A 26,856-nucleotide genomic window follows, 5' to 3' on the forward strand; every position below is an offset into this window, starting at 1 on the left:
GCGTTGCGCGGCCGTAGTAAAAAAGCGAGGCTCCGTTACCGAAAGACAACCGGCCGGACACAACGGCCGGCCGCGACGTTCGGATGACGGGGGAGCTTCTGCCGGAACGCCCATGACGCTGCGCCGCAAGATCCGCTGGCTGACCTGGATTGGCCTGATCGGCTGCCTCATGGCGGCGATACCCGCCCTTTACCTGCTGCGCAACGGCCTGATTTCGGAACGGGAAAGGCTGACCTCGGCGCTGGTCGAATCGGCCCACGCGATGCTGGACGAGGTCAACGCCGCGGTGGTGGCCGGCGCCATGCCGAAGGAGGAGGCCCAGTCCCAGGCGCGGCTGGCCCTGCGCGCGCTGGGGCGCGACCCCTTCCACGTCAGCGTCTTCACCGACGGGCAGGTGCCCCCCGGCTGGCCGGACGAGGCCGCCGCCGTGCGCAGCAGCGCGATCTTCGAACCCTGGGGATGGGCCGTCGCCGCGGCCAGCGAAACCGAGGATCTGGAGCGGGAATTCCTGGTGGAGGCGCTGGCCTTCACGCTGTTCCTGTCGGTCCTGCTGGTGCTGAGCTGGCCGCTGTCGGTCTTCCTGTCGGAACAGGTGCTGGGTCCCGTCGAGGCGCTGTCGGCGCGCATGGAGCAGTTGACCCAGGGCAACACCGCCATCGACATCCCCGGCCGCGAGCGCGCTGACGAGTTCGGCGCCATGGCCCGCGCCATGGAGTATTTCCGCCAGGCCGCCGGCGCGCTGATCGAGCGCGACGAGCGGCTGTTCGGCATCATGAACAACGTCGGCGAGGCCATCGTGCTGGTCGGCGAGGACGGTCTGGTCGAGGAACACAATCCCGCCGCCGTGGCGCTGTTCGGCGTTCCGGGGCCGCAGCTTCAGGGCCGGCGCTTCGTGGAGCTGTTCGCCGAGGAGGACCGCGAGCGGGTCGCGGAACTGCTGGGCGGCCGTCTGCTCGGCGGTCCCGCGTCGGAGGGCTCCTCCTCGCAAAACCGAATCGGCGAGTGCGGCCGCAGCGAGCGCGTCGAGGAGCTTGGGATCGACCGCGCCGACGGGCATGTGGATGCGTCGCTGACCGTGTCCTGCCTGGACGTGCACGGGCACCGCAGCTACGTCTGCGCGCTGGCCGACATGACGGAGCGGCTGCGCCACGAGCGGGAGCTTCTGCGGCTCGCCACGCGCGACCGGCTGACCGGGCTGCCGAACCGGGCGCTCGTCGAATCGCTCCTGGAATCGGCGATCGAGCGGGCGCGCCGCCATGGGCGCTGCTTCGCGGTCGCCTGCCTGGATCTGTCGCGCTTCAAGCTGATCACCGACACGCTGGGCCACCACGCCGGCGACCTGCTGCTGCAGGAGGTGGCGGCGCGCATCACCACGACGGTGCGGGCCAGCGACACGGTCGGCCGAATCGGGACCGACGACTTCGCCGTGCTCCTGGAAGAGGTGCGCGATTCGGAGGAAGCGGCGCTGGCCGCCCAGCGCATCCTGGCCGCCTTCGAGGAGCCGGTGCTGCTGATGGGGACGGAGCATTACGTCCGCCCGTCCATCGGCATCGCCCTGTTCCCCGACCACGCCGACAGCGCGCAGGAGCTGATCCGCGCCGCCGACACCGCGCTGTACGCCGCCAAGCGGCTGGGCGGAAAACGGCACGCCTTCTTCCGGAAGGAGCTGGCCGATCAGGCGCACCGCCACTTGGCGCTGGACCGCGACCTGCGCGCCGCCCTGGCCGGCAACCAGTTCCAACTGCACTACCAGCCCAAGGTGTCGCTGGTCGATTTGTCGCTGGAGGGGTTCGAGGCGCTGCTGCGCTGGGAGAAGCCGGGGCACGGCATGATCTCCCCCGGCGAGTTCATCCCCGTGGCCGAGGACACCGGCTTCATCGTCCCGCTCGGCGACTGGGTGCTGGACGAGACCTGCCGCCAGCTGCGCGCGTGGCGCGACGCCGGGCTGGACCCGGTGCCGGTCGCCGTCAACATCTCACCCCGCCACCTGCGGCACCGCTCCGCCGACGATTTCCGCCGCATCATCGACCGCCACGGCCTGCCGCCCGATCTGGTCGAGTTGGAAATCACCGAGGGTGCGGTGATGCAGGACATGGACCACGCGCTGGCCGTGCTGGAGGCGCTGAAGACCATGGGCATCCGCGTGGCGGTGGACGATTTCGGCACCGGCCACTCCTCGCTCAGCTACCTGAAGCGACTGCCGGTGACGACGCTGAAGATCGACCGCTCCTTCGTCAACGGCGTGCCGTCCGAACGCGAGGACAACGGCATCGTCTCCACCATCATCGCCATGGCCGACATGCTGGGGCTGGACGTGGTGGCGGAAGGCGTGGAGAAGGAGGAACAGGCCAACTTCCTGCGCCACCACAACTGCACCCTGGTCCAGGGCTGGCTGACCGGCCGCCCCGTGCCCGCCGACCAGGCCGCGGCCCTGCTCGCCAAGCGCATTGAAAAGCGGGCGCTGGTTGCCGGCTGACGTTTTTTGCCGTGATGGACCGTAGGTTGGGTTGAGGGACAGACTAAAACCCACAAATCTCCGCCCGCGAGCACNGAGCCGCAGGCGAAACCCAACGCGCCTTGCCATGCGGCCATGTTGGGTTTCGCCTGCGGCTCAACCCCACCTACGGAATTTCTTATTTCAGGAAAATAGTCTTGACAAGATCGGCGTAAAATCCTAAAACCCGTCTTGCCAACGCCCGACGTGCGTCCCCTCTCACGGCGGGCGGCGGCATCTCCCGAACTCCCCTCACGCCTGTCCTGAAAAGGGCTGGCCGGAGAACCGAGTAGCGTGGTCGGCGTGAAGCCGGCCCGTGAAAGGCCCGGCCAGCCCTTTTCTTTTTCGCGCTACGCCCGCGGCCGGGCGCGCCTTGGGCTTTTCCAGCCGGGCGCGCGCCTGACAACCGGGTGGCGGAATGCTCCCCGCCGGACGGGACCCGCAAGAACGCGAAAGGAAACTTTTCGGCATGTCCGCATCCATCACCCAGGCCTTCGTCAAGCAGTTCGAACGCGAAGTGCACGAGGCCTTCCAGCGCATGGGTTCCAAGCTGCGCAACGCCGTGCGCTCCAAGAACAACGTCCAGGGTGCCTCCACCGTCTTCCAGAAGGTCGGCAAGGGCACGGCCTCCACCAAGGCGCGGCACGGCACGGTGCCGGTCATGAACATCGACCACACGCCGGTCGAATGCGTGCTCTACGACTATTACGCCGGCGACTGGGTCGACCGGCTGGACGAGCTGAAGATCAACATCGACGAGCGGCAGATCATCGCCAACGCCGGCGCCTACGCGCTGGGCCGCAAGACCGACGAGCTGATCATCGCCGAGCTGGACAAGTCCACCAACTTCGCGGGCGGCAACACCGACGGCCTGACCAAGGCCAAGGTGCTGGAAGCCTTCGAGACGCTGGGCACCGCCGACGTGCCCGACGACGGCCAGCGCTATGCCATCGTCGGCTGGAAGCAGTGGAGCCAGCTCCTCGGCATCGAGGAGTTCGCCAGCACCCAGTATGTCGGCCCGGACGAGCTGCCGTGGCGCGGCACCCAGGCGAAGCGCTGGCTCGGCACGCTGTGGATGCCGCATTCGGGCCTGACCGCCACGAACGGCGTGCGGCTGTGCCACTGGTTCCACAAGACGGCGGTCGGCCACGCCGCGGGCGCCGACGTGAAGACCGACATCAGCTGGCACGGCGACCGGGCGGCCCATTTCGTCAACAACATGATGAGCCAGGGCGCCTGCCTGATCGACCCGACCGGCCTCGTCACGCTGCGCTGCTTCGAGGGCTGAGGCCCGCTCTTCCCCCCTGATCGTCCCCCTGATCGTCACGGAGTTTTCCCTCATGGCCTACGCCTCGAAGGACCTGAGCGTGCTCGCCTACGCCAACGGCTTCACGCTCTGGCATTACACCACTGCCGACCGCGCGGCCGAGCTGGACGCGCGCGGCTATTTCAATGCCGCGGCCGACCTGCTGCGGGTCGGCGACATGATCCTCGCCAACACCGGCCCGGAGAACGCGCCCGCGGGCGGGGTCTTCGTGGTCGCCGCCAACGCGGCGGGCGTGGTGGACGTGACCGGCATTGCGCCCATCGCGTCCGCTGACGCGGACTGACCGGGCTGGACTGACCTGACCCGGCCCGACCGCAGCCGACGCGTGGAGCCCCGCCGGAGTCCGTCCGGCGGGGCTTTTGCTTTCCTTGAAGGATCCATCCCATGGCACTGACCGCAATCGGGCTGTGCAGCCGCGCGCTGATCAAGATCGGGGCGACGGCGATCACCGCCTTCGACGAGGGCACGGCGGAGGCGGAGGTCGCGGCCTCCCTCTACGAGCCGACGCGCGACGCGCTGCTGTCGGCCAACGCCTGGAGCTTTGCCACCCGGCAGGCCAGCCTGCCGCGCCTCGCCGCCGAGCCGCTGGCCGACTACACCGGCGCCTTCCAGTTGCCGGCCGACTTCCTGCGTGCGCTTGGCGCCGGCATCGCCGGGCGCGGGCGCGGGCTGGAATACCGCATCGCCGGCCGCGCGCTGCACGCGGCGTCGGACACGGTGGTGCTGACCTACATCGGCCGCCCGGACGAAGCCGACTTCCCGGCCTTCTTCGACCAGGCGCTGATCGCGCGTCTGGCGGCGGAGTTCTGCATCCCGCTGACCGAGAACTCCAGCCGGGCCGACGTGCTGCAACGGCTGGCCGAGACCGAGTTCCGCCGCGCCCGCCAGATCGACGCCCAGCAGGACAGCCAGCCGGGATTCGAGGATTTCACCCTGATCGACGCGAGGGCGTGATGCCGCGCATCAACCAGATCAAGACCAACTTCACGGCGGGCGAGGTGTCCCGCCGGCTGCTCGGCCGCGGCGACCTGCGCGCCTACGACAACGGGGCGCTGAGCCTGCGCAACCTGTTCATCCACCCCACGGGCGGGGTGACGCGCCGCTCCGGCCTCGCCTTCGTGGACGCGGCGCGGGGGGCGGGCCGCCTCGTCGCCTTCGAGTTCAACACGGAGCAGACCTATCTGCTGGCCTTCTCCGATGGGACGATCGACGTCTACGAGGACGACGCCCGCATCGCGACGGTGGAGGCGCCCTGGACCGCCGCGCAGCTTCCGCAGATCACCTGGACGCAGAGCGCCGACACGCTGCTGGTCTGCCACCCGGACGTGCCCCCGCGCAAGCTGACCCGCAGTGGCGCCGCGGCATGGACCCTGACGGAATGGACCTATGTGGCGGACGGTGAGCGGCTGTCGATGCCCTTCTACCGGTTCGGCGACACGACCGTCACGCTGACCCCCTCGGGCACGGAGGGGGCAATCACGGTCACGGCCTCGGCCGCCGTGTTCGATCCCAAGCACGACGGGTGCCGCATCCGCATCCAGGGCAAGCAGCTGCGGGTGACGGGCGTGGTCTCCGCCACCCAGGTCAACGCCACGGTACTGGAGACTCTGCCCAACGCGAACGCCACCACGAACTGGGACGAGCAGTCCTTCTCGCCCCTGCGCGGCTGGCCGGTGTCGGCGGCCTTCCACCAGGACCGGCTGGTCATAGGCGGGTCGCGCGACCTGCCCAACCGGCTGTGGCTGTCGCGCTCCGCCGACCTGTGGAACTTCGACCTGGGCACCGGCAAGGACGACGAGGCCATCGAGTTCGGCATCCTGTCGGACCAGGTAAACGCCATCCGCGCCGTCTTCTCCGGCCGTCATCTTCAGGTCTTCACCTCGGGCGCGGAGTACATGGTGTCGGGCGACCCGATGACGCCGCAGAACATCCAGGTGAACCGGCAGACGCGCATCGGCTCGCCCGTCGACCGCTCCGTCCCGCCGCGCGACGTGGACGGCGCCACCCTGTTCGTGTCGCGCAACGGCAAGGAAATCCGCGAGTTCCTCTACACCGACACGGAGGCCGCCTATCAGGCCAACGACCTCGCCCTGCTGGCCCGGCATCTGGTGATCAAGCCGCGCGACCAGGACTACGACCAGAGCCGCCGGCTGATGTTCGTGGTGATGGAGGACGGCTCGCTGGGCGCGCTCACCGTCTACCGGCTGGAGCAGGTGACCGCCTGGACCCGGCTGGAGACGGACGGGGCAGTGCGCTCCGTCGCCGTGGTCGGGGACGAGGTCTATGTGCTGGTGGAGCGCGGCGTCCGCTGGAGCATCGAGCGCTTCGACGACAGCCTGAACCTCGACGCGGCACTCGTCGGCGACCACGACGCGCCGACGGCGGTGTGGGCCGGGCTGGACCATCTGGAGGGGCGCACCGTCGCGGTCGTCGCCGACGGGGTGGTGCGCGCGAACGCCACCGTCGCCGCCGGTAAGATCGTGCTGGACCCGCCGGCCCGCCATGTGGAGGCCGGGCTGCCCTACACCCACCGGATCGAGCCGCTGCCGGTCAGCCTGCTGGGGCAGGCGGGCGGGGCCAACCTCGTCCGGCTGGTCGCCGTGACCTTCCGGCTGGAGGAAACGGCGGCGCTGCACGCCGACCTCGGGCGCGGCGTGCAGGAACTGCCGCTGCACAAGACCGGTCCGCAGCCGGCCGGCGGCGTGCCGGCCCGCGTGTCCGGCGACCGCAAGCTGCGCGCGCTCGGCTGGCGGCGCGACATCGACAGGCCGCTGTGGCTCATCCGGCAGGACGCGCCGCTGCCCTTCACCCTGCTGTCCGTCACCATGGAACTGAAGGTAAACGACTGATGGGCGGAATCACCCCACTCGTGACGACGGCCTTGCCCCTGGCGAGTTCCGTCGTCGGCACCGTCAACAGCATCGCCGGCTCCTCCGCCAGCGCGCGCCAGAAGCAGGCTGAGCTGGACCGTAAATACGCGGAGGACCGCGCCGCCGAGGATCGCCAGCGCGCCTACGAGCAGCAGAAACAGCAACTGGCATGGCAGCGCGAGGACGAACTGCGCCGGCAGGAGCAGGACCTCCAGCGCCAGAAGGACGAGGCGGCCCGCACCGAGGCGGAGCAGCAGCGCACCCGCGAGATGAACTGGTTGGCCGAGAGCCAGAACCAGACGGCGGACCAACTGCGCGCCACCCAGAACGCGGACTTCACCAAGCAGCAGGCGGACTCGCAGACCCAGCTCGCCCAGCTCGCCGCCAACGCCGACGCCGAGGAGCGTCGGCGCGTGGACGCGCTGCGCCGGACCATGGCCCGCACCCGCGCGACGCTCGGCGCCAACGGGGTCAGCGCGGCGGACGGCTCCGGCGAGGCGATCCTGCTGGGCGCCGTGAACGACAGTGCGCTCGACAAGCAGGACGCCGACCGCATCGACCAGATCAAGCGCCAGGCCATCCAGCAGGAGCTGGACAACAGCCGGCGCCGCAACCTGCTCGAACAGGCGCAGCTTGCCGACCGCCAGCGCCTGGAGTTCATGAGCAAATTCTACTGAAACCACCCCTCGCCCGCCTCCGGCGGGAGAGGGAGGGACCCATGCGCAGCATGGGAGGGTGAGGGCAAGGTTCGCCCGAGAATCCTGGGAATCCAAAAGCAGAATTCTTGGGCAAACCTTGCCCTCACCCTCCCGCCTGCGGCGGGCCCCTCCCTCTCCCATCGGGGATGGGCGAGGGGATTCACGTCAGCGTTCACCCGCCATTGAGGGCCATTCCATGCCCACCCCGATCCAGATCCCGCGCGGCGCGCCGCGCATCCAGTATCTTGCCGACGGCGCGCAGGCGGCCTTCACCTTTCCGTTTCCGATCTTCGCAGACGGCGACCTCCAGGTCTTCCTGGGCGCGGCCCTGCAAAGCACCGGCTACACCGTGTCCGGCGCCGGGGCGACGGAGGGCGGCGCGGTCACCTTCACCACGCCGCCGGCCGCCGGCACGCCGGTGCTGCTGCGCCGGCGCCTGCCCATCGAGCGCACCAGCGACTTTCTGGAAAACGGGCCGCTCCCGGCCTCCACCTTGAACCGGGAGTTCGACCAGCTCACTGCAGCACTCCAGCAGGTGGCGGGCGACCAGGAGCTGATGCTGCGCTACACCGACACCGACCTGCCGGCCTCCAACATGCTGCCGGAGCGGGCGGTGCGGTCGGGCAAGCTGCTGGCCTTCGATTCCACCGGCAACCCCACCGTCCGACCGCCGGTGGACGAGGAGGCGTTGTCAACCTTCGTGGCGCCGGGCGCCGGTGCGGTCCGCCGCCCGGTGCGGGAGAAGCTGGCCGACGCGGTATCGGTTAAGGACTTCGGTGCGGTCGGCGACGGAGTCGTGGACGACACGCTGGCGATCCAGGCCGCGCTGACCACGGCGCAGGCCGTCTATGTGCCGCCGGGGACCTACCGGATCCGCAACACGCTGACCGTCGCCTACGGCAAGACGCTGTACGGGGCGGGGCAGTCCTCGGTCATCGTCGGCGCCTCGGCGGACTTCGACCTGATCCACCTGCCGGAGGGCTACGCCACCGTGTCGTTGCTGCGGCTGGAGAACGGGAATGCCGGCGTCAAGCTGTTCGGGCGCGACGGCCCGTGCGTGCACAACGCGCTGCTCGACCTGACCATCTGGGACGCGCGGGTCGGGCTGCTGTTCGACGGCCATGCCGACCCGAATTGGCCTTGCTACTGGAACAACGTCGCGCGCGTGCTGGTGGCGCGCCCGGCGCTGCACGGGGTCTGGCTGACGCGGACGGGGGAGGGCGACACGCCCAACGCCAACCGCTTCCATCAGGTGCGCGTCTATTCGCTGTCGGCGCCCATCAGCGGCAGCGGCTTCTACGTGGAGCAGGGCAAGTACAACAACACCTTCCAGGACTGCGAGGCGAACCTGTCCACCATGGCGCAGGCCTGCTTCCGCGTCGGCGCCAACACCGACAAGACGCTGATCCTGAACTTCTACGCCGAATCGCTGGGCGGCGTGCCGAACGTGCAGCTCGACGCCGGGTCGGTGGAGACGGCCATCGTCAACCTGCTGTCCATGTCCGCCGGCCCGGCGATCTACGACAAGTCGGGCGGGCAGTACACGGCGGTCAACGCCGGCTATCCGGAAAAGAACCGCCTGATGCGCAGCCGCGTCAGCCAGCTGATCGTGGAAGCCCTGCGCTTCGACACGGAGTATGTGGAGCCGCCGGCCGGCGGGCTGGTGGCGCTGGACCTGACCAGCTCCGTCTATCTGGTCAGCGCCTATGCGGGCGACGTGGAGCTGCGCCTGCCCTCGGCAGGTTCGGCCAACGGGCATTCGGTGACCATCAAGCGGACCGACGCCTCCACCCACCGGCTGAGCATCACGGAGGCTGGCGGGCCGGGGCCGGACGGGCGCACCCTGGCGCTCGGCAACCGGTACGACTTCGTGACGGTGGTGTCGAACGGCGCCGGCTGGTGGATCGTCGCCGGCAACAACCCGCCGGGCAACGCCCATTTCCACGACCAGCCGGGCGTTTTCGAGCCGGACCTGAACCAGTCGCTCTGTCTCGTCAGCGCCTACAACGGCGCCGTCACGGTGCAGTTGCCGGCCCCCGCCGCCGCCCACGCCATCGGGCGCACGGTGACCATCAAGAAGTCGGACGTCACCGGCAATCCCGTCACCGTGACCAAGGAGGGCGGCGGCGGGCCGGACAACGCGGTGGTGTCGCTGTCCTCCACCGGCAGCGCGGTGACCGTCATGTCGAACGGCACGGCTTGGCACATCCTGGCGCGGGTGTCGTGATGAAGGGTGATGAGAAGAAGAAGGGCTTCTTCGCCTTCGTCCATGACTGGAACAAGCTGTCGGACCTCGCCACCCCGCGCCACCACCGCCGAATCGCGCTGTGGCTGGAGGAGCAGAGCCGCTCCGGCGACCGGCGCATGCTGCTGATGGCCTTCCGTGGGGCGGGCAAGTCCTCGCTGGTCGGGCTGTTCGCGGCATGGATGCTGTACCAGGACCCCAACCGGCGCCTTCTGGTGCTGGCGGCGGACATGAAGCTGGCCAAGAAGATGGTGCGCAACGTGAAGCGCATCATCGAGCGCCACCCCGACACCCGGCACCTGAAGCCCCCCGCGAAGGAGCGCGACCAGTGGGCCGCCGACCAGTTCACCGTGGTCCGCCCGCAGGAACTGCGCGACCCCTCCATGGTCGCGGCGGGCATCGGCGGGAACATCACGGGCAGCCGGGCCGACGTGGTGATCTGCGACGACGTGGAGGTTCCGCGCACTTCCGACAGTCCGGGCAAGCGCGCGGACCTGCGGGAGAAGCTGGCGGAGATCGACTATCTGCTGGTGCCCGGCGGGGTGCAGCTCTACGTCGGGACGCCGCACACCTACTACTCCATCTACGCCGACGAGCCGCGGCCGGAGGTGGGGGAGATGCGGCCCTTCCTGGAGGGCTTCGCGCGGCTGGTCCTGCCGGTCTATGCGGACGGGCCGGACGGCAGGCGCGTCTACGCCTGGCCCAAGCGCTACGACGAGGCGCACGTCAACCGCATCCGCAAGGCGACCGGCCCCAACAAGTTCACCAGCCAGATGCTGCTGCGCCCCGTGAACGAGGCGGAAGGCTACCTGAACGTCGACAATCTCGGCCGCTATGGCGGGGAATTGGAGTACCGGGAATCGCTGGGCCGCGCCGTGCTGACGCTGAACGGGGTGCGGATGGCCTCCGCCTCCTGCTGGTGGGACCCTGCCTTCGCCCGGCCGGCGACGGAGGGCGGCAAGCCCGGCGATTCCAGCGTGGTCGCCGCGGTTTTCGGCGGGACGGACGGGCGCTTCTACCTGCACCGGGTGCTCTATCTGGCGGTGGATCCCAAGGGGGGAGACACGGAGGCGGAGCAGCAGTGCGCCCAGGTCGCCCGCTTCCTGCAGGAGCATCACCTGCCGTCCGTGCATGTGGAGACCAACGGCATCGGCCGCTTCCTGCCGGGCCTGCTGCGCAAGGCGCTGGAGAAGGCGAAGGTCGCGGCCGCCGTGGTCGAGCAGACCAGCCGCCGCGCCAAGGCCGCCCGCATTCAGGAGGCGTTCGACGCGCTGCTGGCCGACAAGCGCCTGCTGGCCCACGCCAGCGTGTGGGAAACCGCCTTCGTCCGCGAGATGCGGGAATGGTCACCCGGCCATGGTCCCAACGGCGGCCGCTACAAGGGCCACGACGACGGGCTGGACGCGGTGGCCGGCGCGCTCTCTTGCGAGCCCTTCCGCTTCGACCGCTCCCCGACCGCCGAACGCCGCCCCGACTGGCGCGGCACGGCTCCGGTCGTAGCGCCGTCGGCGTGGGACGTGTGACCGACGACGCACCCCAACCAGGGCCGCTTCCAACCCGGAAGCGGCCTTTTTCTTTGCCTTTTTCCGGAGAACCGCAATGCATGAGACCGTTGATCTGGTCTGGTGGATCTCGGCCGTGGAGTTGCCCGTGATGGGCGGGCTCTTCTGGCTGATCGCGCGGCTGCGCAAGGACGCCGAGACCGCGCTGGAGAATGTCCGCGCCCGCGCCGAATACGCCCAGACGCAGGTGCGCGAGAGCTTGGCCGCCTACAAGCTGGAGGTCGCGAAGACCTACGTCTCCTTCGCCACGCTGAAGGATGTGGAGCAGCGCCTCACCGACCATCTGCTGCGCATCGAAAACAAGCTGGAAGGCGGCTGCGCGACCCCGTGCGCGGATGGGGGCCGGCGATGAGCGGCCGCGCCTTGAGGCCCGTCTTGAGCCCCGTGCTTGACAGCGTGACGGCCCCGGCCGTCCCGCCTTCGGAGACGCCGCCCGTCCGCCGTCGCCCCGACGATGCCGTGGACACGCTGGCCCGCACTTTGTGGGGGGAGGCGCGCGGCGAGCCGGTGCGGGCGATGGAGGGGGTGGCGGCGGTCGTGATGAACCGCGTCCGCCGCGCGCGGGAACGCGGCGGCTGGTGGTGGGGCGGCGATGTGGTGTCCGTCTGCCGAAAGCCCGGACAGTTCGCCTGCTGGGACCCGGACAACGCCGACCGGGCGGCGCTGCTGGCCGTTACGCCCGCCGATCCGGTCTTTGCCATCGCCCTGCGCATCGCGCGCCGAGCCAACGCCGGGCTGTTGCCGGACCCGACGGGCGGGGCGACCCATGTGCACCGGACGGGCGAGACCCCCGACTGGGCGCGGGACCGTTGCGCCTGCGCCGAGATCGGGAACCGGCTGTTCTACAACGACGTGGAGTGATCCCACCCAGCTCGCGCCCCGGCCCGTGGAGAGGGCCGGCGCGGGCCTGGATGGGATCAGGCCGCCTCGTTGATCATCGCCAGGTAAATCTTCCAGGCGGTTTCGACCGACACGCCGCCGGCGCGCGAGCCCGCGGCCAGCATCCCGGCCGTCGGCTTCAGCGGAACCGGCGTGTGGCTCGTTTCGCCGAACGAAGCCAGCGGCATCGCGCCCACGGGCGACGCCCCCAGGGCCATCGACGAGTCGAGCGCGCGTTCCGCCGCGTGCCGTTCCTTAACCACCGTCATTGCAATCGCGTTCATGGCGGACCTCCTTGATTGCTGCCCTTGCAGCAATCCGGATGCCAACTGCGGCGATCATCCGGCATTTTAGAAAATTCCGTGAAAATGCGGCGTTTTCGGGCGGCGGCAACCGTTTCGAGCGGTGCGGCGGGGGGCTCGGCAACTGCAAAATGCCGCAATGGACCGCCGCAACCCCGTTTCGCCATTTGCAAAATGCAAAGCAATCAGAGGTTCCGGCAACTCTTCAACCCGTTCCGCTTCCGGCCCCGCCGGCTTTCGGGTAATGTCCCCGGCGCCATGACCGATCGGATCATTTACCATATGTGCCGGGCCGAGGAGTGGGAGCGGGCGCTCTCCACCGGCTCTTACCCTGGTTCGTCGCAGGACGCGGCGGACGGCTTCATCCATTTCTCCACCGCCGCTCAGGTGGAGGAGAGCGCGGCCAAGCACCGTGCCGGGCAGGACGGGCTGGTCCTGCTGACGGTGGACGGCGACGCGCTGGGCGAGGCCCTGTGGTGGGAGCCGTCGCGCGGCGGCCAGCTTTTCCCGCACCTCTACGCGGCGCTTCCGGTGTCGGCGGTGCTGCGCGCCGATCCGTTGCCGCTGGGGCCGGACGGCCGGCATGTCTTCCCGCCAAACTTCCCTATGAATCCTGAGGGCATCGCTCCGTGATCGACCTGTTTCCCATCGTCGGCCCGATCCTGCGCAGCATCGATCCGGAAACGGCGCACGGCCTGACCATCAAGGCGCTGTCCTCCGGTCTGGTGCCGGGGGTCCGGGCGGTGGACGATTCCATCCTGCGGACCCGCGTGCTGGGGCTGGACTTCGCCAACCCGGTCGGGCTCGCCGCCGGCTTCGACAAGAACGCCGAGGTGGTGGACGCCATGCTGCGCCAGGGCTTCGGCTTCGTGGAGGCGGGCAGCGTCACGCCGCGCCCGCAGCCCGGCAACCCGAAGCCCCGCCTGTTCCGCGTGCCGGAGCAGGGGGCAGTCATCAACCGCATGGGCTTCAACAACGAGGGGCTGGAGCCCTTCGCGCAACGGCTGGAGCGCCGGCTGTCCAACGGGCGCAAGGCGCCGGGCATCGTCGGCGCCAACCTGGGCAAGAACAAGGACACGGTGGAGGCCGCCGACGACTATGTCCTGGGCGTTCGCCGCGTGGCGGCGCTGGCCGACTATCTGGTCGTCAACGTCTCCTCCCCCAACACGCCGGGCCTGCGGGCGCTCCAGGGCCGCGACCCGCTGCGCACGCTGCTCGGCCGCGTGCTGGACGCGCGCGCCGAGTGCAAGCTCGCCAAGAACCCTCCCGTCCTGCTGAAGATCGCCCCCGACCTGACCGACGAGGACAAGGCCGACATCGCCGCCGTGGCGCTGGAGTCCGGCATCGACGGGCTGATCGTCTCCAACACCACCATCGCCCGCCCGGCCGAAATCCCGGAGCCGCTGCGGTCGGAGGCCGGCGGCCTGTCCGGCAAGCCGCTGTTCGCGCCCTCCACCGCCGTGCTGGGCGAAATGTACCGGCTGACCGGCGGGAAGCTGCCGCTGGTCGGGGTGGGCGGCATCGCGTCGGGCGCCGACGCCTACGCCAAGATCCGCGCGGGCGCCTCGCTGGTGCAGCTCTATTCCGCGCTGGTCTATCACGGGGCGGCGCTGGTCCAGTCGATCAAGACCGATCTGGCCGACCTGCTGCGCCGCGACGGCTTTGCCCGGCTGGGCGACGCCGTGGGGGCGGATCACCGCTGATTGACTGCCGTTGATTGACTGCCGCTGATCGGGAGCGCGGAGCGCATGTTTCCCATCCTCTCCGCGCTTGCCGCCACGCTGTCCGCCGCCGCGATCGGGGCGCTGTCCGTCCTGCGGCCGGAGGCGGACGCCGCGCTTGGTGGGCTGGCCGGGGCCACAGCGCTGCTGAGCGCCGGGCTTGTGGTCGACATCGCCACCCGCCGCAAGCGGGAGCGCGCCGCCGCCCGCCGCCTGGACGAACTGGAACGCACGGTCGCCACGCTGGCCGGAGAACTGTCGCGCCACAAGGCCCTGATCGACGAGGGGCAGGGGACCGGAGCCGGCGCCGCCAATTACGAGACCGTCGTGCAGGAGGTGCGGCTGCTGCAATCGCTGGTCAGCCGCCTCGGCGAGAAGCGTCCCCATACCGAACCCCCACGCCCGCCCGCCGCCGCGGCTAACGCCGCTGCTCCGCCCCTGGATGACTCCATGGTGCTGGAGGCGGTGCGCGACGCGCTGGCGGCCGACCGCATCGACATCTACCTTCAGCCGGTCGTCGGCCTGCCGCAGCGCAAGCATCGCTATTACGAGGTGTTCTCGCGCGTGCGGGCACCCGACGGCTCGCTGATCCTGCCCGACCGCTACCTCGACATCGCGGAGCGGGAAGGCCTGATCGCCACCATCGACAACCTGCTTCTGGTCCGCTGCGTCCAGCTGATCCGCGAGACGGAGGTGCGGCAGCACGCCATCGGCTTCTTCTCCAACATCTCCGCCGCGACGCTGAGCGACGCCGACTTCATGGAGCAGTTCCTGCAGTTGATGGCGCAGAATCAGGCGCTGGTGCCCAAGCTGATGTTCGAGCTGAGCCAGGAGCAGATCCGCGCCGGCGGAGCCGTGACGCTGGGCATCCTGGGGCAGCTGGCGCGCATCGGCTTCCGCTTCTCCATGGATCAGGTGACGGATTTGGACATCGACGTGGACGCCCTGCTGCGCCACGACTTCCGCTGCCTGAAGCTGGACTGCGCCCTGGTGCTCGACCCCGCCAACGCGGCTCGCATCGAGGATCTGCTCCGCCGGGCCGAGGGCAAGACCATCGACATCATCGTGGAGAAGATCGAGACGGAGGCGCAGCTGGCCGCCGTCCTCGGGGCCGGCTTCGACGTCGGCCAGGGCTACCTGTTCGGGGAACCGCGTCCCGCCCGCCGGCCGGACTGACCCCCGCCGCCCTGCACATCCGCCACAATCGCGCGTGAATCCGCGGGATTCGGCGCCCGCCGCCCTTGACATCGCCCCGGTGGACATTAGAACTTTCGCGTTCCCGGCATGCGCCGGGTGCGATGCAACACAGTCAAATGGTGACTTCGGTGACGTCCAACATCGCCATCACGCTGCCCGACGGCAGCGTGCGGGAGTTCGACCGGCCGGTGACGGGGCTTGAAATTGCCGCGTCGATCGGGCCGCGCCTTGCCAAGGATGCGCTTGCCGTCAAGGTCGACGGCGAGGTGAAGGACGTTACCACCACCCTCACTACCAACGCCAAGATCGAGATCGTCACGCGCAATCATCCCGATGCGCTTGAGGTCATCCGCCACGACGCCGCCCACGTCCTCGCCGACGCCGTGCAGAAGCTGTATCCCGGCACGCAGGTGACCATCGGTCCCGCCATCGCCAACGGCTTCTACTACGACTTCGCGCGCGAGGAGCCCTTCACGCCCGACGATCTGGAAAAGATCGAGGCGAAGATGCGCGAGATCGTGGCCAAGGACATCCCCATCGTCCGCGAGGTCTGGACCCGCGACGAGGCGATCGCCTACTTCAAGAAGCTCGGCGAGCACTACAAGGCGGAGCTGATCGAGGCGATCCCGGCGGATCAGGACATCAGCGTCTACCGGCAGGACGACTGGCTCGACCTGTGCCGCGGCCCGCACGCGCCCACCACGGGCAAGGTCGGGCAGGGCTTCAAGCTGACGAAGGTGGCCGGCGCCTACTGGCGCGGCGACAGCAAGAACCCGATGCTCCAGCGCATCTACGGCACCGCCTGGCGCGACGAGAAGGAGCTGAAGGCCTATCTGACCCAGCTTGAGGAGGCGGAGAAGCGCGACCACCGCCGCTTGGGCAAGGAGCTGGACCTCTTCCACGTTCAGGAAGAGGCGGTCGGGTCGGTGTTCTGGCATCCCAAGGGCTGGACGCTGTTCCGCACGCTGGAAACCTACATCCGGACCAAGCTGCAGGCCGCCGGCTATGTCGAGGTGAAGACGCCGCAGCTGATCGACAGCTCGCTGTTCAAGGCGTCGGGCCACTGGGACATGTATGGCGACAACATGTTCAAGGTCTCGGCCGATGACGGCGAGAAGATGCTGGGCATCAAGCCGATGAACTGCCCGGGTCACGTGCAGATCTTCCGGCATGCCCTGCGCTCCTACCGCGACCTGCCGATTCGCATGGCGGAGTTCGGCTCCTGCCACCGCAACGAGCCGTCGGGCGCGCTGCACGGCATCCTGCGCGTGCGCGCCTTCACCCAGGACGACGCCCACATCTTCTGCACGGAAGATCAGGTGGCGACCGAGGCGGCTGAGTATTTCAAGCTTCAGCTCGGCGTCTACAAGGACCTGGGCTTCGACAAGATCGCCGTGAAGCTGGCGCTCCGCCCCGACGTGCGCACCGGCTCCGACGATCTGTGGAACCGGGCCGAGGGCGCGCTGCGCCAGGCGCTCGACGCCGCCGGTCTGGAGTATGAGGATCTGCCCGGCGAGGGCGCCTTCTACGGCCCGAAGGTGGAATTCCACCTGACCGACGCCATCGGGCGCACCTGGCAGTGCGGCACGCTCCAGTACGATCCGAACCTGCCGGAACGTCTGGACGCGTCCTACATCGGCGAGGATGGGGCGAAGCACCGGCCGGTGATGCTCCACCGCGCCATCCTGGGCTCGCTGGAACGCTTCATCGGCATGCTGATCGAGCATTACGCCGGCAAGTTCCCGATGTGGCTGGCCCCCGTCCAGGCGGTGGTCTGCACCATCACCAACGAGGCGGACGGCTACGGCCAGGAGGTGGTGAACCTTCTGAAGCGCCGTGGCATCCGCGCCGAGCTCGACACCCGGAACGAGAAGATCAACCTGAAGGTCCGTGAACACAGCCTTCAGAAGATCCCCGTCCTGGTCGTGGTGGGCAAGCGCGAGGCGGAAGAACGGACGGTCGCCCTCCGGACCCTCGGGGGCAAGGATCAGGAAGTACTTGCCCTCGACGCCGCGCTCAATAAACTAGCGGAGGAGGCGAGGTCCCCCGCGGGCGCCGCCGCCTTCGATTCGCCGTTTTAACTGACCGCACCCTTGGGCGGGCCTTCCTCTGGGAGGTCGCGCCCTGGTGGGTTATCAGCCATGGAGAAGCGTCCATAGCCAGGATACCGTCCGAAGCCGCTCCGACCCGTGATGGACCGCGGGTGAACCGGGAGATTACGGCTCGCTCCGTCCGTCTCGTCGGCGCTGATGGCGAGATGGTGGGCGTCGTTTCGTTGCGCGATGCGTTGCTTGCCGCCGAAGATGCGGGCCTCGACCTCGTCGAGATCGCTCCGCAGGCGGAACCGCCTGTCTGCAAAATCCTCGACTATGGCAAGTACAAGTACGAGGCGCAGAAGAAGGCTGCCGAGGCGCGCAAGAAGCAGAAGATCATCGAGGTGAAGGAGATCAAGCTCCGACCCAATATCGATGACAACGACTACGACGTGAAGATGCGCTCGGCCCGCCGCTTCCTTGAGGAAGGCGACAAGGTCAAGGTGACCATGCGCTTCCGCGGGCGCGAGATGGCGCACCAGGATCTTGGCATGAACGTGCTGGTTCGCGTGCGCGACGAGTTGGACGAACTGGCGAAGGTCGAGCAGATGCCCAAGCTCGAAGGCCGCCAGATGGTGATGGTGCTGGCCCCGAGGTGACCCTTCGGCGCCCACGGCCCACCCACTCGGGCCACGCGTTTCAAAAGAGCCCGCCGGTTTCGGCGGGCTTTTTTGTCGCGGTGGCTTGCCGGGCTTCGATTGCCTTCTCTACCTTTCTCCCGGTCGTTCATACGGGAGTACCGGCGATGTCCTGGTCGGAGTTTCTGCTGTCGTTCAAGGGGCGCATCAACCGCAAGCCCTATTGGCTGTTCGCGCTGGCAGCCTTTGTCCTGTCCATCGTCGTCGCGATCCTCGACTCCAATTCCGAGGTGCCGGTCTTCACGGCCGTCTTCAACGTCCTCCTGATCTGGCCGAGCCTCGCCGTGGGGGTGAAGCGCTGGCACGACCGCAACAAGTCGGGCTGGTGGATGCTGATCATGTTCATCCCGCTCCTCGGCTTCCTGTGGACCATCGTCGAATGCGGCTTCCTGCGCGGCACGGAAGGGCCGAACCGTTTCGGCGACTCGCCCGTGGCGCCGCCCGCCTTTTCGTGACGTCCAGTACATCGCCCAGGACAGGCTTCCTTGTTGACGGTGCGTGGCTTACAGTCCGTGCACGGTGAGGAGGTCGTGATGAAGAGCTTTTCGTCTCGGGAACTTCGCGAAAACATCCGGATGATTGAGGACGCCGCTCGGGCGGAACCGATCGCCATCGACGATGATGGAAACGAAAGCTTCGTCATGATGTCCATGGCGGAGTATCGCCGTCTCAAAAGCCGGGATCGGCGTGCCCATGCCGTGGAAGACCTGCCGGACGACATCGTGGAGCAGGTTGCACGCACGGACATGGACCCTCGTCACGCCCATCTTGATCGCCTGATGGACGGATGAATGCCGATACCTCCGGCCGAGCCAGGGCTCGTTATTCGGTATGATTATCTTTGGCATCGACGCCACGAGGATGGGGCTGGAACGGCTGACAAGGCGCGGCCGGCCTGCGTCGTGCTCGTCCTGCGTCGCGAAGGCGAGGAAACGCGGGTTCTTCTTCTGCCGATCACGCACTCCGAGCCTAGCGGGGCGGCCGTGGGGGTCGAGATTCCGCCGAAGGTGAAGGAGCACCTCGGCCTTGACCAGGATCGGTCATGGGTCATCGTATCCGAAGCCAATCTCGATGTCTGGCCAAGCCCCGACATGCAGCCCGTTCCGACAGTTCCAGGGCGCTTCCATTATGGGTACCTGCCACCACGCCTGTTCCAAAGCATTCGCGACGCCTTCCTGACCGTACACCGGGAGCGCCGGGCTCGTCTGGTAAAGCGGGACAGCCCGGAGACTGACAGCCCTTTGAAATTAAGGGGTATCCGGTTGTGAAAGGCGGGCGTCGGGCCGACTTGTGGCGCGTCTCGCCTCCAACAAACGGCCTATGCCCCGACCATCCCTCCTGCGCCGCGTCGCCCTTTCGCTGACCCTGGCGCTTCCACTGCTCTCCGCCGCGCCCGCCGCCTGGGCGATCGACCTGTTCGGGGAGCAATTCCGCACCGTGGACGACGTGCTGGCGCACGACCGGGGGCAGGGGGTTCGCTTCCTCGACCGGCAGGGGCGCTACATCGGCACGGTGGGCGAGGTCTACGGCGACACGCTGCCGCTGGAAAAGCTGCCCAAGCACCTGATCCAGGGGCTGATCGCCAAGGAGGACAAGCGCTTCCTGGAGCATGACGGGCTCGACTACCAGGGGCTGGCCCGCGCGCTGGCGGTGGCGGTGACGTCCGGGCGGTTCAGCCAGGGCGGCAGCACGCTGACCCAGCAGACGATGAAGATCATTTTTCTCAACGACTACGACCGCTGGTCCCGCAAGGCCTACGAAATCTACAGCGCCAACGACTTCGAGGAAAAGCTCGGCAAGAAGAACGTCCTCTACCTCTACCTGAACCGGGCCTATTTCGGCTTCGGCGCCTATGGCGTGGACGCCGCCGCGCGCGTCTATTTCGGCAAGTCCGCGACGCAGCTGTCGCTGAAGGAATCGGCGATGCTGGTCGGGCTGCTGCCCGCCCCGTCGCGCCTGAACCCCTTCGCCGATCCGGAGAAGGCGGAGGCCAAGGCGGGCATCGTCCTCGACGCCATGGCCGACGCCGGCTTCATCACCAAGCGCACGGCGGAACTGACCAAGCGCCAGCGCCCGATGCTGGCCGTCGCGAACCGGACGGCGGCGCTGGCGACGGGCCATTTCCGGGAGACGGCGAAGGCCCGCTTCGACCGTTTTGCCGCCGAGCGCTACGCTGTGACCTCGCGCCCCGGCCCGACCTTCACCGCCCGCACCACGCTCGACCGCGATCTTCAGGCCGCCGCCGCGCGCAGCGTGGAGACCGTGCTGAAGCGCCGGGAGAAGAGCCTTGGTGATGCGGAGGTCGCCCTGGTGGCGCTGGACGGCGACGGCGAGATCCTGGCGATGGTCGGCGGGCGCGACCCCTCGGCGCGCCGCGACCATTTCAACCGGGCGATCCAGGCGCAGCGCCAGCCGGGCTCCGCCTTCAAGCTGTTCGTCTATCTGGCGGCGCTGGAGCGCGGCCTGACGCCGGCTTCGCTGGTGGACGGCTCCCGCATGGAGTTCACCGACGGGCGCGCCATCCGCAACTTCGACAACACTTACCCGGACAGGCTGACGTTGGCGGAGGCCTTCGCCCGTTCCACCAACACGGCCTCGGCGCGCCTGACCCAGGGCCACGCGGAGGAGGTCGCGGCGGTTGCCCATCGGCTGGGCATCGAATCGCCGCTGGACGCCGGGCTTGGCCTCGCGCTCGGCACCAGCGAAGTGTCGCTGCTGGAACTGACCCAGGCCTATGCGGCGGTCGCCAACGGAGGCACAAAGGTCGGCGGGCACCTGTTCCAGCGCATCGCCGACCCGCGTGGGCGCGAGATCTACAGCTACGGCAAGCCCACCCCGGTGCGGGTCATCGAGCCGGACAAGGTCGCCGCCATGAAGACGCTGCTGGCCGGCGTGCTGCGCGACGGCACGGGCAAGGCGGCGCGGATCCCCGCCCTGACCACGAAGGACGGCGCCGGCGGCAAGACCGGCACGACGAACGACTTCCGCGACGCCTGGTTCGTCGGCTACTCCAACGGCATGACCGTGGGCGTGTGGGTCGGCAACGACGACAACGCCCCGATGAAGGGCGTCACCGGCGGCTCCGTGCCGGCCGAGATTTGGCGGACCTTCATGGTGGAAGCGGCGAGGAAGCGGTGAGAGTGCTTTGCCCCCCTCCCCAACCCTCCCCCTCTTCGAGGTGGAGGGGGCTTGTGCGAAGCGGCGGCAGTACCCTCCACCGCCAACGGCGGGGGAGGGTTAGGGAGGGGGCAAAGTACCCCTATCGCTTCTTCACCTCGGCCAGCAGCGCCGCCCCCACGTATCCCAGCGCCCGGCCGTGCCGGCCCACCTGGTACCAGCGGCCGTAGACGCCCATCACCGTGACGGTCTCCCCGTCCTCCAGCACGTCCTTCACCTTGGCGTCGCAGACCGGGGCGACGCGCAGGTTTGCGTCGGCCAGCACGCGGGCGGCGGAGCCGACGGCGATGGACGGGCGGTGCTTTTCCGGAATGGCGTCGGGCAGGGCGCAGCCACGATCCTCCTTCGACGCCTTGGCGTAGGGTCCCTTGAAGGTGAGGGGCTGGGGCGGTGCCGGCGGCTTCTCGGCGGCCCGTTCCGGCTTGCGGGCGGGCGCGGGAAGGGGAGCGGGGGCCGGCTCCGCGACCACTGCGGACGGGGCGGCCTCGACCTTCGGCGGCGCGGCCACCGGAGCGGGCGCCGGGGTCGGTGCACCCCCCGGCACCACGACCGGCGACAGCGGCGGGGCGACCACCGGGGCCGGCGTCAGCGCGGCGCGCGGCTGCGGCGCACCCGCTTCCGGAACCGCGCGCGGCGTCAGCTTCGGCACATCGGCGGTCGGCGCGGGCCTCGGCGTGAACACGTCTGGGGGATTGCCCGCCTTCTGCGCAGTGGCCGTCCCCGCCAGCAGCGTCCCGGCGAACAGCGCAAGGACACAACCAAAAGCGCTGGGAATGGCGCGCCGCATCGGTGGCCTCAGTCCACGGTGATGCGGGCGATGAGCGTCGGCAGGGTCTGGCAGCGGAACAGCCCGTCCATGGTCTGGTGCTCGGTCAGCCGCAGGGCCAGCGCGCAGCCGTAGGCGTTCACCGTCAGCTCCGTCTGGGCCAGCGTGCCGATGGCGGCCGAGGGCTTGGCGATGCTGTAGCCGGGGGCGCCCATGCGGCCGGCGATGGCACCGTTGACCGGGTTGAAGGACTCGATTTCCAACGTCAGCGGACCGAGGTTGTTCAGCACCGTTTCGGAGTTGGCGTCCTCCTTCGTCGCGAACAGCTGCACCGGCAGCGCCTTGCGCCGCGCGATCCAGTCCTTCAGCGCGAGGTTGGCCAGCACCGGGTCGCGGCTCTGCAAGGCCGCCTCCACCGCCACCTGCCGCGCGGCGGGATCGTTGCCGCCCAGCGCCGCCTCGTAGGTGGCGATCCGCACCGCGCGGTCACCGCCCAGAAGCCGGGCGCGCAGCTCGCCGATCCTGCCGGCGCGGGCCTCGGCGGCGCGCTTTTCGGCCTCGACGCGGTCGGACTCGGCCTTGGCCGTAGCGGCGACCTGCGTCCGGATTTCCTCCTCCCGCTGGCGGCGGGCCTGCTCCTCGGCGATGCGCTCTCGGGATTCGCGGTCGAACTGCTCGCGCACGGCCTTGGCCTCCTCCGAGCCGGCGAGGACGAGGCGGCCGGGCAGCTCCTCCGCCGGCTTGCCGGGGACCTCCAGCACCTCCGGGTTCTGCAACTCGATCTGGGCGGTCCAGCCGTTGCCGCTGCGCTTCGCCAGCGCGGTGGCGTTCAGCGTCTTTTCCTGGCCGGAGGTCGCGCCGGGGCGGATGAAGGTGACCGGCCCGTCGCGGCCCTCCACGACGTAGGTGGGCTTGGCCAGCCGCAGACGCGCCCCGATTCGGGCGGCGGCGCGCGAGTCGGACTCTTTCGCGGCGGGTTTTCCCTCCGGCACCGGGGCGGGCACCGGGGTGACCGTCACCTCCTCCACCGTCCAGGGTGGCGGGACGAGGCGCGCGACCTCCGCGCGAATCGGATCGACCGGGAATTCAGCCGCGTTCGCCGCCAGGACGGGCGCCAGCCCGGCCATCAGCACCACCGCGAACCGCCAATCCGCCGGCTGCACCATCGCTCGTCCCCCACCGGAAGTACCCACAAGGGCTTGTGTCGGCCAATCCGGGCACTGGTATAGCGAACGTCCCCCGGAAGGGAAGCGCGTTTTGCCCACGGCGCGGTGGGAATTTGCGGCCGGAGGCGCACGGCACGCACGGCATCGTTGCGTGACGGCGCGACCGCCGGTCGAAATTGGCTTTGTGCGCACACGCCGCTTGCAATATCATCATACAAATGGATGTATGTTCGCCGCGGAGGCGAACGCTGTTCCGCAACGGCAGGGGATCAGGGCGTCACATGTCAGGCAGGCACAGGAACAAGGAAGGGGCCCTCCTGGTCTGTCGCAACGTCAAGGTCAGCGGCCGGCGCACCAGCCTGCGCATGGAGCCCTACATCTGGGACTCCCTGAAGGAAATCTGCGAGCGCGAGGACCTGTCCCTCAACGACATCTGCACCGAGGTGGACCGCCGCCGCGGGGAGGCCAACCTCACGGCCTCCATCCGCGTGTTCATCGTCAGCTATTACCGCAACGCCATCGGCAACCGCGGCTTCGCGGAAGACGGGCCGTCGCCCATCCTCCGCAAGGCGATGGACGACGCGATTCCGCCCTTCGACGACGAGTAACCCCCCGTCACCAGCGCAGGCTGGGAATGGCACCTACCAGCGCAGGCTGGGGACGGCAAAGGTCGGCGTGTGGCCGGCGGCCTCGGCCGCAGCGGCCAGCTTGGCCGGATCGACCGCCTCGCCCCAGGCGCCGCCCAACTCCTCCTGGTGGATGCCGAAGGTGACCAGCGCCACGTCGATGCCGGCGGCGTTCGCCCCCGCCACGTCGGTGCGCAGACTGTCGCCCACCGCCAGGATGCGCCGCTTGTCCGTGATGCCCATCAGCGACAGGCAGCGGTCGTAGACCGGGGCGTGCGGTTTGCCGTGCCAGAAGGCGTCCCCGCCCATCTCCTCGTACCGCTGGGCCAGCGTGCCGGCGCAGATGACCATCTGCGGGCCGACCATGACGATCAGGTCGGGGTTGGCGCAGACCATCGGCAGGTTGCGCGCCCGGCAGGCCTCCAGCGCCGGTTCGTAGACCGACAGCGGCTCGCCGAACTCCACGATGCCGGTGTTCAGCACGAAGTCGGCCTCCTCCGGCGACGGCACGACCGTATAGTCCAGCCCGAGATAGACGTCCTGGTCCCGGTCCGGCCCGATGTGGAACAGGCGCCGGCCGAGTGCTGCGTGCCACGGATCGTCGCGCCGGCGCAGCGCCTCGTAGGTCGCCTCGCCGGACGTCAGGACGTGGTGATAACGCTCCCGCCCGATGCCCATGCCCTCCAGCTTGCGGATCACGCCACCGGTGCGGCGCGGCGCGTTGGACAGCAGGCAGATCACCTTCCCGGCGGCGCGCAGCCGGTCCAGGCAGTCGGCGGCGCCGGGGTAGGCCTGCTCCCCGTCGTGGATGACGCCCCACAGGTCGAGGATGACCCCGTCGTAGCGGTCGATGACGGAGGCGAGGCCGGAAAGCTGCTCGATATGGGTCATGATGTCCGGAGTCGGCAAAGGAAGGGTCAGAGCACGGTTTCGGCCAGCAGCTCGGCGTAGACGCCCAGCGTGTCGGCGCACATGCGCTGCTTGGTGTAGCGGTCGGCGACGAAGGCCTGGGCGCGGGCGCCGATGGCGTCGCGCTGTTCCGGTGTTAGCGACAGCGCCTCGTCCAGCGCCTTGGCGAGCGCGTCGGAGTCGGCCGGCGGCACCACCCAGGCGGTCTCGCCGGGGATGACGGTTTCCTGATAGGCGCCGATGGCGGTGACGATCACCGGCTTGCCCATGGCCTGCGCCTCGACGATCACGCGGCCGAAGGCCTCCGGCTCCTGCGAGGCGGAGACGACGACCGTGGACAGGCGGTAGGCGGCGGCCATGTCGTTGCAGTGGTCGGTCATCTTCACCACGCCCTCCAGCCCGGCGCGGCGCACCCGCTCCTCCAGCTCCTGCCGGTAGCCGGAGCGGCCCTGGTCCGACCCGACCAGCAGCGCGCAGACGTCCTTGCGCCCCAGCTTCGCCAGGGCGTCGATCAGCACGGTCTGGCCCTTCCAGCGGGTCAGGCGGCCGGGCAGCAGGATCACCGGCTTGTCGTCGGGCAGCCGCCACTGGTTGGCCAGCTGGATCATGCGGGCGGAGCTGACCCGCTCCGGCGCGAAGGTGAAGCTGTCGATGCCGCGATGGATGGTGCGGATGCGGGCCGGATCGACCTCGTAATTCTCCAGGATGTGCTGGCGGATGTAGTCGGAGATGGCGATGATCCGCTCCCCCCGCGCCATCACGGAATTGTACCAGCGCTTCATCCCGCTCTTGAAATTGTAGGGGGCGTGGAAGGTGGTCATGAAGCGCGCGCCGGTGCGCTGGCAGGCCATCCAGGCGCTCCAGGCCGGGGCGCGGGACCGGGCGTGCACGATGTCCACGCGCTGTTCCCGGATGATCGCCTCCAGCTTGCGGGCGTTCTTGCGGATCACCAACGGGTTCTTGGAGGCCAGCGGCAGCGTGATGTGGCGGATGCCCGCGCGGTCCAGCTCGGCCACCATCGGCCCGCCCTGCGAGGCGACCAGGGGCACGGCCCCCGCCTGGGCCAGCGCCAGCGCCACGTCGATGCAGCCGCGCTCCGCCCCGCCGGTGACCAGGTTGGGTAGCACCTGCAGCACCACCGGCGTGCCGGGCGCCTCGGCGAAGCTGCGGCGCGGGTTGCGTGGGGCATCGCCGGTGTTAAGGTGGGGTTCCAGTTCCATGTCCATGCACGTTGTCTTCCGCACTGGCCTTGAGGTGGCAAATCATGACCGGACCCGCAGCCAGCTCTTCCGTTCCGTCGGGCGTTCCGTCCGGCGCTCCGTCGGGCGGCGCGCACCATAGCCTACAGCGCGGCGCCGCGACCATAGCCTATCACCACACCCCAGGCAGCGATCCGGAAGGGCGCACCCCCGGCGTCATGTTCATGGGCGGCTTCATGTCCGACATGACCGGCACCAAGGCGATGGCGCTGGAGGCCTGGGCGGTGCGCGAGGGGCTGTCCTTCACCCGCTTCGACTACCAGGGCCACGGCGCCTCCAGCGGCCGCTTCGACGAGGGCACCATCGGCACCTGGGCGGACGACGCGCTGGCCGTGCTGGACCGCGTGACGGCGGGGCCGCAGGTGCTCGTCGGCTCCTCCATGGGCGGCTGGATGATGCTGCTGACCGCACTGCGCCGGCCGGAGCGCGTCGCCGGGCTGGTCGGCATAGCCCCCGCCCCGGATTTCACGGAGGACCTGATGTGGGACCTCTTCGACGAATCCGTCCGCCGCGAGATCCTGGAAACGGGCCGCTGGCTGCGACCGTCGGACTACGGGCCGGAGCCGCAGCCGATCACCCGCGCCCTGATCGAGGAAGGGCGCAACCACCTGCTGCTGCGCGGCCCCATCGCTTTCGACAAGCCGGTGCGCCTGCTGCACGGCATGGCCGACCCCGACGTGCCCTGGCAGGTCAGCCTGAAGCTGGCCGGGGCGCTGACCACCGACGATGTGCGCGTCACCCTGATCAAGGACGGCGACCACCGCCTGTCCCGCGACCAGGACATCGACCTGCTGTGCCGCACCGTGAGCGAGGTAGTGCGCGCGGTGGCGTGACCGGGGAGCCTTACGGGGGCGCCGGCGCCCGGAAAAACCCCTTTCGCACAAAAACGCAAAAAGGGGTTTTTCGGGGCTTGCACGCCGCCTCGGT

26 protein-coding genes are annotated in these 26,856 nt (G+C 69.2%); 21 read left to right on the top strand and 5 right to left on the bottom strand.

The window, feature by feature from the left end; translation table 11 throughout:
• The first annotated feature begins 112 nt into the window (after positions 1 to 112).
• The 10 genes from ACSVC7_RS00925 to ACSVC7_RS00970 all read left to right on the top strand — a co-directional run bounded on the left by ACSVC7_RS00925 (position 113) and on the right by ACSVC7_RS00970 (position 12,057).
• On the top strand, positions 113 to 2,476 hold the full coding sequence (locus ACSVC7_RS00925; protein WP_448204520.1) for an EAL domain-containing protein: 2,364 nt from the start codon (positions 113 to 115) through the stop codon (positions 2,474 to 2,476).
• A 487-nt stretch (positions 2,477 to 2,963) separates the two neighbouring features.
• Complete coding sequence (locus tag ACSVC7_RS00930) at positions 2,964 to 3,782, top strand: phage capsid protein (protein ID WP_448204521.1); 819 nt, start codon at positions 2,964 to 2,966, stop codon at positions 3,780 to 3,782.
• A gap of 52 nt (positions 3,783 to 3,834) precedes the next feature.
• A complete protein-coding gene (locus ACSVC7_RS00935) occupies positions 3,835 to 4,104 on the top strand; it encodes a hypothetical protein (RefSeq protein ID WP_448204522.1) in 270 nt (89 codons plus the stop codon).
• 101 nt (positions 4,105 to 4,205) lie between these two features.
• On the top strand, positions 4,206 to 4,775 hold the full coding sequence (locus tag ACSVC7_RS00940) for a phage connector family protein (protein ID WP_448204523.1): 570 nt from the start codon (positions 4,206 to 4,208) through the stop codon (positions 4,773 to 4,775).
• Positions 4,775 to 6,670 (top strand): phage tail protein, encoded by a 1,896-nt coding sequence (locus ACSVC7_RS00945; protein WP_483507867.1) that lies wholly within the window; start codon positions 4,775 to 4,777, stop codon positions 6,668 to 6,670. Before ACSVC7_RS00940 ends, ACSVC7_RS00945 begins: the two co-directional genes overlap by 1 nt.
• The gene (locus ACSVC7_RS00950) at positions 6,670 to 7,368 is read left to right on the top strand and encodes a hypothetical protein (protein ID WP_448208764.1); all 699 of its coding nucleotides are present in this window, start codon (positions 6,670 to 6,672) and stop codon (positions 7,366 to 7,368) included. The genes ACSVC7_RS00945 and ACSVC7_RS00950 overlap by 1 nt, the downstream gene beginning before the upstream one ends.
• A gap of 217 nt (positions 7,369 to 7,585) precedes the next feature.
• Complete coding sequence (locus tag ACSVC7_RS00955; RefSeq protein WP_483507868.1) at positions 7,586 to 9,616, top strand: glycosyl hydrolase family 28-related protein; 2,031 nt, start codon at positions 7,586 to 7,588, stop codon at positions 9,614 to 9,616.
• Positions 9,616 to 11,157 (top strand): phage terminase large subunit, encoded by a 1,542-nt coding sequence (terL, locus tag ACSVC7_RS00960; RefSeq protein WP_448203965.1) that lies wholly within the window; start codon positions 9,616 to 9,618, stop codon positions 11,155 to 11,157. Before ACSVC7_RS00955 ends, terL begins: the two co-directional genes overlap by 1 nt.
• Before the next feature lie 76 nt (positions 11,158 to 11,233).
• Positions 11,234 to 11,548 carry a hypothetical protein gene (locus tag ACSVC7_RS00965; RefSeq protein WP_448203966.1) on the top strand — a complete coding sequence of 105 codons (315 nt, stop codon included), beginning with the start codon at positions 11,234 to 11,236 and terminating at the stop codon, positions 11,546 to 11,548.
• A 32-nt stretch (positions 11,549 to 11,580) separates the two neighbouring features.
• Positions 11,581 to 12,057, top strand: a complete 477-nt coding sequence (locus tag ACSVC7_RS00970; protein ID WP_448204186.1) for a cell wall hydrolase — start codon at positions 11,581 to 11,583, stop codon at positions 12,055 to 12,057.
• A 56-nt stretch (positions 12,058 to 12,113) separates the two neighbouring features.
• On the opposite strand, the gene ACSVC7_RS00975 is transcribed toward ACSVC7_RS00970, so the two are convergent.
• A complete protein-coding gene (locus tag ACSVC7_RS00975; protein WP_448203967.1) occupies positions 12,114 to 12,359 on the bottom strand; it encodes a hypothetical protein in 246 nt (81 codons plus the stop codon).
• A gap of 276 nt (positions 12,360 to 12,635) precedes the next feature.
• Here ACSVC7_RS00975 and ACSVC7_RS00980 point away from each other — a divergent pair, with 276 nt between their 5' ends.
• The 9 genes from ACSVC7_RS00980 to ACSVC7_RS01020 all read left to right on the top strand — a co-directional run bounded on the left by ACSVC7_RS00980 (position 12,636) and on the right by ACSVC7_RS01020 (position 21,164).
• Positions 12,636 to 13,010: a DUF952 domain-containing protein gene (locus tag ACSVC7_RS00980; RefSeq protein WP_448203968.1), complete on the top strand. Its 375-nt coding sequence runs from the start codon at positions 12,636 to 12,638 to the stop codon at positions 13,008 to 13,010.
• A complete protein-coding gene (locus ACSVC7_RS00985; RefSeq protein WP_448203969.1) occupies positions 13,007 to 14,080 on the top strand; it encodes a quinone-dependent dihydroorotate dehydrogenase in 1,074 nt (357 codons plus the stop codon). Before ACSVC7_RS00980 ends, ACSVC7_RS00985 begins: the two co-directional genes overlap by 4 nt.
• A 45-nt stretch (positions 14,081 to 14,125) precedes the next feature.
• Entirely contained in the window at positions 14,126 to 15,274 is a 1,149-nt protein-coding gene (locus ACSVC7_RS00990) for an EAL domain-containing protein (protein ID WP_448203970.1), read from the top strand.
• A 137-nt stretch (positions 15,275 to 15,411) separates the two neighbouring features.
• Positions 15,412 to 17,376, top strand: a complete 1,965-nt coding sequence (gene thrS, locus ACSVC7_RS00995; protein WP_448203971.1) for a threonine--tRNA ligase — start codon at positions 15,412 to 15,414, stop codon at positions 17,374 to 17,376.
• 83 nt (positions 17,377 to 17,459) lie between these two features.
• Positions 17,460 to 17,987 (top strand): translation initiation factor IF-3, encoded by a 528-nt coding sequence (gene infC / locus ACSVC7_RS01000; RefSeq protein ID WP_149469411.1) that lies wholly within the window; start codon positions 17,460 to 17,462, stop codon positions 17,985 to 17,987.
• A 146-nt stretch (positions 17,988 to 18,133) separates the two neighbouring features.
• Positions 18,134 to 18,481, top strand: a complete 348-nt coding sequence (locus ACSVC7_RS01005) for a DUF805 domain-containing protein (protein ID WP_448203972.1) — start codon at positions 18,134 to 18,136, stop codon at positions 18,479 to 18,481.
• Between the two features lie 78 nt (positions 18,482 to 18,559).
• Positions 18,560 to 18,817 (top strand): type II toxin-antitoxin system Phd/YefM family antitoxin, encoded by a 258-nt coding sequence (locus ACSVC7_RS01010; protein WP_448203973.1) that lies wholly within the window; start codon positions 18,560 to 18,562, stop codon positions 18,815 to 18,817.
• Positions 18,818 to 19,294: a growth inhibitor PemK gene (locus ACSVC7_RS01015; protein ID WP_448203974.1), complete on the top strand. Its 477-nt coding sequence runs from the start codon at positions 18,818 to 18,820 to the stop codon at positions 19,292 to 19,294.
• Between the two features lie 52 nt (positions 19,295 to 19,346).
• Positions 19,347 to 21,164 (top strand): transglycosylase domain-containing protein, encoded by a 1,818-nt coding sequence (locus ACSVC7_RS01020; RefSeq protein ID WP_448203975.1) that lies wholly within the window; start codon positions 19,347 to 19,349, stop codon positions 21,162 to 21,164.
• Positions 21,165 to 21,285: 121 nt separating this feature from the next.
• Here the strand turns inward: ACSVC7_RS01020 and ACSVC7_RS01025 are convergent, their stop codons facing one another.
• Complete coding sequence (locus ACSVC7_RS01025) at positions 21,286 to 21,990, bottom strand: SH3 domain-containing protein (RefSeq protein ID WP_448203976.1); 705 nt, start codon at positions 21,988 to 21,990, stop codon at positions 21,286 to 21,288.
• A gap of 8 nt (positions 21,991 to 21,998) precedes the next feature.
• A complete protein-coding gene (locus tag ACSVC7_RS01030; protein WP_448203977.1) occupies positions 21,999 to 23,135 on the bottom strand; it encodes a hypothetical protein in 1,137 nt (378 codons plus the stop codon).
• 281 nt (positions 23,136 to 23,416) lie between these two features.
• Between ACSVC7_RS01030 and ACSVC7_RS01035 the strand changes: the two genes are divergently transcribed.
• Positions 23,417 to 23,743: a ribbon-helix-helix domain-containing protein gene (locus tag ACSVC7_RS01035; RefSeq protein ID WP_448203978.1), complete on the top strand. Its 327-nt coding sequence runs from the start codon at positions 23,417 to 23,419 to the stop codon at positions 23,741 to 23,743.
• 33 nt (positions 23,744 to 23,776) lie between these two features.
• Here the strand turns inward: ACSVC7_RS01035 and ACSVC7_RS01040 are convergent, their stop codons facing one another.
• Positions 23,777 to 24,652: a TIGR01459 family HAD-type hydrolase gene (locus ACSVC7_RS01040; RefSeq protein ID WP_448203979.1), complete on the bottom strand. Its 876-nt coding sequence runs from the start codon at positions 24,650 to 24,652 to the stop codon at positions 23,777 to 23,779.
• 26 nt (positions 24,653 to 24,678) lie between these two features.
• The gene (locus ACSVC7_RS01045) at positions 24,679 to 25,890 is read right to left on the bottom strand and encodes a glycosyltransferase family 4 protein (protein ID WP_448204187.1); all 1,212 of its coding nucleotides are present in this window, start codon (positions 25,888 to 25,890) and stop codon (positions 24,679 to 24,681) included.
• 44 nt (positions 25,891 to 25,934) lie between these two features.
• Here ACSVC7_RS01045 and ACSVC7_RS01050 point away from each other — a divergent pair, with 44 nt between their 5' ends.
• Positions 25,935 to 26,762, top strand: a complete 828-nt coding sequence (locus ACSVC7_RS01050) for an alpha/beta hydrolase (RefSeq protein WP_448203980.1) — start codon at positions 25,935 to 25,937, stop codon at positions 26,760 to 26,762.
• Positions 26,763 to 26,856: the final 94 nt, after the last annotated feature.

The sequence above is a fragment of the Azospirillum mesophilum genome (assembly GCF_053470405.2).